Annotated in this window: 9 protein-coding genes; 1 reads left to right on the top strand and 8 read right to left on the bottom strand. The window is 48.6% G+C overall.

Features of this window, described 5'->3' with window-relative positions; all coding sequences use genetic code 11:
* Positions 1-528: 528 nt before the first annotated feature.
* The 5 genes from Q0372_RS03295 to Q0372_RS03275 form a co-directional block, all read right to left on the bottom strand.
* A complete protein-coding gene (locus Q0372_RS03295; RefSeq protein ID WP_297896749.1) occupies positions 529-651 on the bottom strand; it encodes a hypothetical protein in 123 nt (40 codons plus the stop codon).
* An 87-nt stretch (positions 652-738) separates the two neighbouring features.
* Positions 739-978: a hypothetical protein gene (locus tag Q0372_RS03290; protein WP_298102518.1), complete on the bottom strand. Its 240-nt coding sequence runs from the start codon at positions 976-978 to the stop codon at positions 739-741.
* A 223-nt stretch (positions 979-1,201) separates the two neighbouring features.
* On the bottom strand, positions 1,202-1,333 hold the full coding sequence (locus Q0372_RS03285) for a hypothetical protein (protein ID WP_298102515.1): 132 nt from the start codon (positions 1,331-1,333) through the stop codon (positions 1,202-1,204).
* Between the two features lie 277 nt (positions 1,334-1,610).
* Positions 1,611-2,747, bottom strand: coding sequence for a glycerate kinase (locus tag Q0372_RS03280; RefSeq protein ID WP_298102513.1), 1,137 nt, complete (start codon positions 2,745-2,747; stop codon positions 1,611-1,613).
* 396 nt (positions 2,748-3,143) lie between these two features.
* The gene (locus Q0372_RS03275) at positions 3,144-4,520 is read right to left on the bottom strand and encodes a GntP family permease (RefSeq protein WP_298102511.1); all 1,377 of its coding nucleotides are present in this window, start codon (positions 4,518-4,520) and stop codon (positions 3,144-3,146) included.
* 317 nt (positions 4,521-4,837) lie between these two features.
* Here Q0372_RS03275 and Q0372_RS03270 point away from each other — a divergent pair, with 317 nt between their 5' ends.
* Positions 4,838-4,972, top strand: a complete 135-nt coding sequence (locus tag Q0372_RS03270) for a hypothetical protein (protein ID WP_298102509.1) — start codon at positions 4,838-4,840, stop codon at positions 4,970-4,972.
* A gap of 474 nt (positions 4,973-5,446) precedes the next feature.
* On the opposite strand, the gene Q0372_RS03265 is transcribed toward Q0372_RS03270, so the two are convergent.
* The 3 genes from Q0372_RS03265 to Q0372_RS03255 form a co-directional block, all read right to left on the bottom strand.
* Positions 5,447-5,869, bottom strand: a complete 423-nt coding sequence (locus tag Q0372_RS03265; RefSeq protein ID WP_298102507.1) for a Sua5/YciO/YrdC/YwlC family protein — start codon at positions 5,867-5,869, stop codon at positions 5,447-5,449.
* Between the two features lie 13 nt (positions 5,870-5,882).
* The gene (locus tag Q0372_RS03260) at positions 5,883-6,782 is read right to left on the bottom strand and encodes a DMT family transporter (protein WP_298102505.1); all 900 of its coding nucleotides are present in this window, start codon (positions 6,780-6,782) and stop codon (positions 5,883-5,885) included.
* A gap of 155 nt (positions 6,783-6,937) precedes the next feature.
* Positions 6,938-7,361: hypothetical protein (locus tag Q0372_RS03255; RefSeq protein ID WP_366810411.1), on the bottom strand; the 424-nt coding region annotated here is incomplete at its 5' end.

Raw genomic sequence — 7,361 nt, 5'->3', positions numbered from 1 at the left:
GAGCGAACCGAAACGGCGCGAATTTAAGCAGGCGCGGTTTTAAATCGCATTGTGATCGCACCGGATTTAAGTGCAAATGCCTGCAGCGACGCCCTCTATGTATGACAGCCAGGCGGATCATGCGATTTTAATTTACTCGGGCGGATGCGGCAGCGAGCGCTCGTGGAGCCTTTTTGCTTTCGCGGCTTTGATTTTTGCGGCGATAAATTTTGCGCCCATCTGCGGTTTATAACCTTGCTTCGGGCGAATTTTATGAGCGCTCGCAGTCGCGCGGATGCGTCCGAAGCGTCGCGCGCTTTAAATTTAAAATTTAGCCTAGGCGCGCGAATTCGATGCTTTAAACTATAAAATCAATAAATTTTGCCCGCGTCTGTGCGTCTTTTGCGTCCTAAAAGCGATAAATTTAGCGCGCCTGCGCCGCCGCCGCAGATACGCTAGGACGAGGGTTTTTCTGCATTCGCCGCTTGGAATTTTGATATTTGATTTTAGCTTGACGATCTGGTCGGTACGTGCCCGTGCCGCAAATTTTTAAAATGGAGCTTTATAAAATTTCACGGCGCCGATCGCAAATAAAATTTTATAAATTTTATCGTAAAAGCACAGCGCGATCGGAGCAAATTTAACGCAAGCCCGGCCCTGTCGTAGCGGCATACGGTAGCCGCATCTACACTAAATTTAGCGATAAGCAAATCCGCGATCTTAATAATACCAATTTACGCAGACGCGACCCGCTCCGAATCAAAGCGTCATCGGAGGGCTGACGGGCTTTGTGAGCGAGCGGAGTAATGTGCCGCCGTTATCTTTGCAATAAGCGCGATCTTGCGATTGAGAGGTCTTTCCCGCCTCAATACGGACATATCGTAGGCTAAAATTTAAATGGAATTTCATAAAGCGCGGCGCTGCTTTTAAATTTACGTTGCAAATCTCATAGGCTGCGAATACGGCGTTAAATTTTAAAATTCTGTCTGTCTTAATCATGCCTTGAGGTTATTTATTGCGAGGGGTGCGCGAGCCACTTGATTGGAAAATGAGTTTTAGATCGCGCCTTGCGTATGTATCGCGCGGTAAAATAAATTTTTGCGCCGTAAAATTTCGCGCCGCTGCGTTACTGCTGAGCCGCTCGCCGTCTTACCTCCTGTCCTATTGCTCCGTATTTTCAAACGCGCTAGAATTTCAGCAAAGCTACGTTTTAATGCAAAATTTATCCACTTACCGCGGTCTGCGGCGGATGAAATTTTGCCGCTCGCCGCGAGACGCGCGCGGTATTTGATTGCCACGCATGCACGTCATAGCCCATATCCTTGCCGCAAACCGCCGCTTTACCAACGTCCATAGTTGTAGGCTTTCGCCTGCTTCTTCGCGTATATTTTTTATGCCTTGTAAGCTGCGCGTCACCGCATCTGCGTCAAGATCGCGCCGTGCCTTTAAAGCACGCAAATCCATCCTGCATAAAATTTAGCTTTTTTGCCATGCTCGCCTCCTGCCGCACTTTGTCGTGCTTATATGTTGCGAGCCGCCGCCGCCTTATTTCGCAACCGCACCTGTCACGCATACATACCGCGCTCGCTGCTAATTTTAGCACCTGTGCTTTAAATTTCAGTCCAAAAGCCCTATTTGGCGCCGCGTCCGAGTAGAAATAATCGCACCGCTTGTTCGGCGACCCGGGCTAAATTTTGCGTTGCGACGGTGGGCTCCATCGCGCGCTCAAGGCTCATCGGTTCGTTTAGGATGCAAAAAAATGCGCCTATGCCTCGCTCGTTACAGCCGCCGGCACAGGGCGAGATGCCGCCTGCCAGCGCGATTACGGGCACGCCGTAAGAAGCAGCAATCTTTGCGACACCGCAAGGGGTTTTGCCCATCGAGCTTTGAAAATCGAGCCTTCCTTCGCCTGTGATGACGAGCTCGGTGCCTTGCATATCGCGCTCTAGCCCGATCTCTTCGGTGATGATGTCGATGCCCGGCTTAAGCGTCGCGTTTAGAAAGCTTACAAAACCAAAGCCCAGCCCGCCAGCAGCTCCTGCTCCGGGGCTATTCCAAAGCTCGCGTCCGAGGTGCTTACTTACGACGCTTGCGAAATTGATAAGTCCCGCATCGAGTTGCTTTACCATCGCCGCATCCGCGCCCTTTTGCGGGGCGTAAATATATGCTGCGCCGTTTTCGCCAAAAAGCGGATTATCCACGTCGCAGGCGATGAGAAACTCGCATTCTTTAAGATGCGGCAGCATCGAAGTGCAATCTATCGTGGCGAGTTTAATCAGATCCTCGCCCGCTCCCGCAAGCTCTGCGCCATTTGCATCTTTAAATTTAAAACCGAGCGCGCGCAGCATTCCCATGCCCGCATCATTCGTAGCACTTCCACCGATACCGATGATAAACTTTCGCGCGCCGTGTGCGATCGCATGCGCTATCATCTCGCCAAAGCCATAAGTGCTCGTTTTTAGCGGGTTGCGGCGCGATTTTTCGATGAGCGGCAGACCCGATGCGGACGCCATTTCTAAGATGCCTAGCTCGCCTTTTAAGGCGTAGCGCGCAGGCGTTTTTTCGCCTAACGGATTTGCTACGATAACGTCCATGAACTTAGCTTTTAGCGCGTCGGCAAGGGCTTCAACGCTTCCTTCGCCGCCATCTGCGATAGGTTTGACGAGCACCTCGCAGCCTAGCTTTTCGATGCCTGATTTTACGGCGTTGCCCGCCTCAAGCGAACTAAGTGAGCCCTTAAACGAGTCGATCGCGACTAAAACTTTCATATTTTTCCTTTAGCTGGTATTTTAAAATTTTGGAATTTTACAGCGCATAGGCTAAATTTACGATGACAAGACTGAAGCAAGAGTATAATTTTAAAATCTCGTCGCCAAATTTGTGGGGCAAATTCTAAAATTTTATGTCGTGGAATTTTAGAATTCTGTAAGCCACAGAATTCAGGCTAAATTTTAAAATTCCGTAGCGATAGAATTTTAAAATTTCGGTCCTTGAGGCTTTGTGTGTAAATTTAAAACTCCGCTATACAAAATTTTAATACTAAGGCATTTGCGCGACGCGGGCTAGCTACGTAAATTTAAAGAATTTTTGTAGCTAGCCGCTGGTAGATGCCGCGTATTGCACTCCGCACGGATTTAGCGCGGTAGCGGCTAGAATAAGCTAGCCTATATCAAAAACAGCGACAAAACCCACACGCTGATCATGCCCGTAATGCCCATAATTAGCGTCAGCATTGTTTGAGTGCGGTAGCCTTGCTGCGGATTCATCTTGCTGAAATTTGTAACGACCCAAAAGTAGCTGTCATTAGCGTGCGAAACCGTCATCGCGCCCGCTGCGATCGCCATTACCACAAGCGCGCCGGACATTTCGGAGGTGAAGCCTAGTACCTGCATCAGCGAGCCGTCCACGTTAAATGCGCCCATAATCGAAGCGGTGGTGATGATCGCAACGGTGGAGCTTCCTTGCGCGGTTTTTAAGACGGCCGAGATTAAGAATGGGAAGAAAATCCCCGCGGCTTTAATGGCAGTCGCATTGTCCTTGATGTAGGTTACGAAGCCGGCGTCGGTGATGACCTTGCCTAGCACTCCGCCCGCTGCGGTTATAAAGAGGATCGGTCCTACGATTTTTAAGGATTCGTTAGTGATCTCGCTAAATTCGCCCAGTTTGCCGGTTTGCACGAGCAAAAATACCGCAAAAACTACGCCCAAGGCTAGCGCGATGATAGGATTTCCTAAAAATTGCGAAATTTCGCCCGCAAATCCGCCTACTTTTAAGATCTTGGCGACGGAGCCCAGCGCCATAAATAGGATTGGTATCAAAATAGGGGCTAAGCTTAAAAATCCGCCCGGCAATTTGCCGTATTGTTTAAGCAGATCGTCGTAGCTTTTTGCGATGACCTCATTCGCTTCGGCCTCGCTTATATGCACGCTCTTGGCGACTTTTTTGGAAAAAAAGTATGTAGCGATCAGCACCGGCAAGGAGACTACCGCACCCATTGCGATTACGAGCAGTAGATTGCCGCCTAGACCCACGGCGCCTGCTGCGGCGATCGGTCCCGGAGTCGGCGGGATGAATACGTGCGAGGCGTAAAGTCCGCCCGAAAGCGCTACTGCAAGAGCGACCGGATTTTCGCCGATTTTTTTACTGATCGCTTCTCGGATCGGGTTTAAGACGACGAAGCCGCTGTCGCAAAATACGGGGATACCTACGATCCAGCCCATTATGAGCATCGCAAGCTCGGGGCGCTTCTGCCCGACTACGTTTACGACCATATCGGCGAGTTTGAGCGCCGCGCCGGTCTTTTCAAGCACGGTGCCGATGAGCGCGCCGAAGATTATGACGATACCGATACTCTTAAACGTGCCGCTGAATCCGTCGCCGATAATCGCGGGGATCTTGGCTAGCGGTATGCCCGCGACGATCGCGAGCGCCAGGGAGATAAGCATTAGCGCCAAAAATGGGTGAACGCCTGCTTTGGAGATCAAAAAAATCATCACGACGACCGCTATGGCGAAGCAGATGATTAACGCAACACCGCTCATAAAAGCTCCTTGAATGGATTTAATTTGCCCGCAAGCGGTTTAAGCTTAAGCTCCGTTTGCGCCTCAAATTTAATGCGGTAATTTTAGCGAAATTTTAATATAAAGCAAGAAAGGCGGCGTTAAATTTATGGAAATTTATGATTTATGCGGAAATGATGGACTAGCTAGCGGAGTTTATCGGTTGGAATTTATCGGTGCCGCGCGGCGAGAGGCGGTTTAAATTTTAAAATTTGCAGTGTTTGGCTTGACACACGTTGCGCGGCGGCGGAAATTTTATCGCGGATCTGTCGTCGTAGCGCAGCAACGGAGCGGTGCACTTGCGTCTTACACGTAGGTTTGAGAACCTAAAGGGCGTGAGCTACGTGGACGGATTTGCGGCGCTTGCTGCGGCAGAAGCAGTGAAGATAGAACGCAATAGCCGCGGCGGCGATAGCGGCGATGAAAGGCGATAGTATCGGCAGCGGCGGGATTTTTGATATACAATCGGCGATGATAGAATTTTGATCGAAATTTACTCACGCAGCGATGAAATTTTAATTAAAACTATCGGCAGAAGCGGCGGAGTTTTAATTGAAAGCAGGCAACATAGGTAGAGCTTCGATCAAAAACGGCGCGTAGTAGCTCTGATGGAAATCGGCAGCAATCTGCGGTAGAATTTTGCGGCTTTTTATATAATTTTTCTACGAGTCTGCTGTGATCTTTTCTGGATTTTTCAAAATTCCTGGCGGTCTTTGTGCGGTTTATCTGCCGCGGGATTTCGCGGCTCGGCTAAATTTACAGAGCCATTTTAAATTTAGAAGGTCGTTTAAAATTGTGCAGAGGACAAAGTAGCCGAAACGAGGTATCCGGTTTTAAATTTGCAAAGCCGATTCGCTCTCGCCTCTTTTTTATGTGCTCTTTGCGCGTGTAAATTTTAATCGGCAGCTCTATCTAATCCGCAAAATTTTAGTTTTTGAAATTTTATAAATTTTCGAGCTTGCGTTTTGGCTGAAATTTTGATCTATGACCTCGTCAGCCGCCGCTTTCGCCCAGGCTTCGTCAAAATTTTGTCCATTTAAATTTGCGCTGCTAGAGTAGAGCCAGTCAAATTTGCGCAGAAATTCCTCGTGAGCGCACTCTTTCACGACGCGCACGGCGGTGCCGTTCGGATATAAAAAGGTCGTTTTCCTCGCGCGACGCACTAAATTTTTAAATTTAGCGGGCACGCGAGCGAGATTTTTTAGCTCGCTAAGCTTCGCCGTCGTTATGAGGCAGGGTTTGTCCTCCGCTCGGCGTTTGAGTGCGTTTATCTCGCGAAAATCCTTACTCAAAAACCCAGCCGTCGTATCGGTCTGTGCCAAATAGATCATCTCTCCTCCAAATTTACGCCTTTTTCCTGTCTTTAGCCAGCAAAAATATGCACGAGATAATGAGCGTAAAGCCCGCAAAATCAAGAAACACGAACTCCGTCCCCAGCCAAAAATAGGCAAACGCCGCCGCGCTCACCGGCTCGATGCATGCTATCATGCTCGCCCTGCTTGCGCCTATTATCTTTAGCCCCGTCATGTAAAAGCTAAACGCGCATATCGTGCCAAGGATCACTACCGCGGCAAGCGCTGCAAAGCCCTGCGCGTCGCTCACGCCGCCTAGCTGCCAAACCCGCGTGTAAAGCGCGAGCGCGCCGCCGCCGATGACCATCCCCCAGCCTAAATTTAACGCGACGGGGTATTTTTGATTTAGCTTCGTGGGAATGAGGCTGTATATCACGACGCCAAGCGCGCTAATCAGGCACCAAACCAGCGCCTCCGCGCTGATAACGAGCGAACCCAGATCGCCGTGAGTGGCGAGCAGCACGACGCCCAGCACCGCGAAAATGAGCGCGATGAGCTCGACCTTTTTAGGCACGCGTCGTTCTAAAAAGCAAACGACGGCAAGGATGAGCGCGGGCGCGGAGTACTGGATCACGGTCGCGACGGCGGCGTTTGAGAGCTCGACACCGCAAAAGTACGAATACTGCGTCATCATAAGCCCAAAAAACGCATAGATGAGCAGCTGCGGCAAAAGCACGCGATCTTTTAGCGGCGCAAAGGCTAGGCGCGGCGAGCGAGCGATGTAATACGCTACCATCGCAAGCCCGGCGAGGCCTAGGCGGTAGGGTACGAGCCAGTCGGCGCTGACGCCTTTTTGCGTGAACAGATACTGCCCGCAAACACTGCTAAATCCCCATAATACGCCGCCAAGAAGCGTGATGAAAACGCCGAAAAATTCGCTCTGTGATCTCATTTGCCGCCTTAAATTTAAAGCCAAAGTATACAAGCTTATGCTTAAGCTGGGGTTAAATTTGGGGATTAGCGGAGTTTGTCGGGCAATGTTTGCAACTAGTAAAATTTTATAAATTTTAAAACAAGAGCATAAAACAATGCTCCTGTCTAAAAAAACTATTTATATAAATTTATTGATTCTGTCAATTTGGCAATTTTATTTTCAAGCTCTTCTTTTATTCTTCTTTCTTTTTCCACAGCCTCAGGATTTGCCTTCTTAACAAAACTTTCATTGGACAATTTTTTTAAAGTTTTATCTAAATCTTTTTGAATTTTTGCAATACTTTTTTCCAATTTTTCAATTTCCTTATCCAAATCAATCAAATCAGCGAGCGGAACATAAATTTCAGTTGTTTCAACCAGTCTAAATCCTACCAGCTTTGGAATTGCCACATTAAATTCATATTTTTCAATATTTGCCAGTTTATCCAATATTTTGGCATTATTTTGTAAAATATTCTTAGCATTTTCATCAGCTGTCTTGAAGATAACTTCAATTTTTTTAGATGGCGAAACATTTGCTTCTCCACGGATATTTCTA

Origin of the sequence: uncultured Campylobacter sp. (genome assembly GCF_937997405.1) — a bacterium.
Lineage (GTDB): Bacteria > Campylobacterota > Campylobacteria > Campylobacterales > Campylobacteraceae > Campylobacter_B.
Note: the sequence above shows the minus strand (reverse complement) of the source record. Positions and strands in the feature narration are given on the sequence as shown.